The sequence below is a fragment of the Kushneria phyllosphaerae genome (assembly GCF_900312995.1).
Classification (GTDB): domain Bacteria; phylum Pseudomonadota; class Gammaproteobacteria; order Pseudomonadales; family Halomonadaceae; genus Kushneria; species Kushneria phyllosphaerae.
Window position 1 is genome coordinate 1 of the sequence record NZ_ONZI01000037.1, and the last position, 401, is coordinate 401.

Genomic DNA, 401 nt, shown 5'->3' on the forward strand with positions numbered 1-401 from the left:
CCTCTACACTGGGCGCACCGATGAGTTTTGCCAAATAGAGTTTGCTTTACGAATGATGCAAGCTGAAACAGGCGCCATAGTAGGTCGCATAGGTGATGCATCAAATCGGCTTAGCGAACACACCCGAGGCCTACTAAAGGATATTGAGTCAAGCAATGTACTTACAGTTGAGCAGCAGGCAGAGACAGATCAAATAGCAACGGCAGTAAACCAAATGGTGGCAAGCATTCAAGAGGTTGCGAGCAATGCACAGCATGCTGCAGATGCGGCCGGAAGAGCAGACACTGAGACGGCATCTGGCCAGCGTCTGGTAGCCCACACAAGCCAGTCAAACTCTGCCCTTGAAGGTGAAATTAGGCAAGCCACTCAGGTTATTCATGAGCTTGAAGGTCAAAGTAACG

Annotated in this window: 1 pseudogene; it reads left to right on the forward strand. The window is 49.9% G+C overall.

Annotated elements, in window-relative coordinates:
- Positions 1-401, forward strand: a pseudogene (locus KSP9073_RS17725) (methyl-accepting chemotaxis protein); the annotation flags it as partial.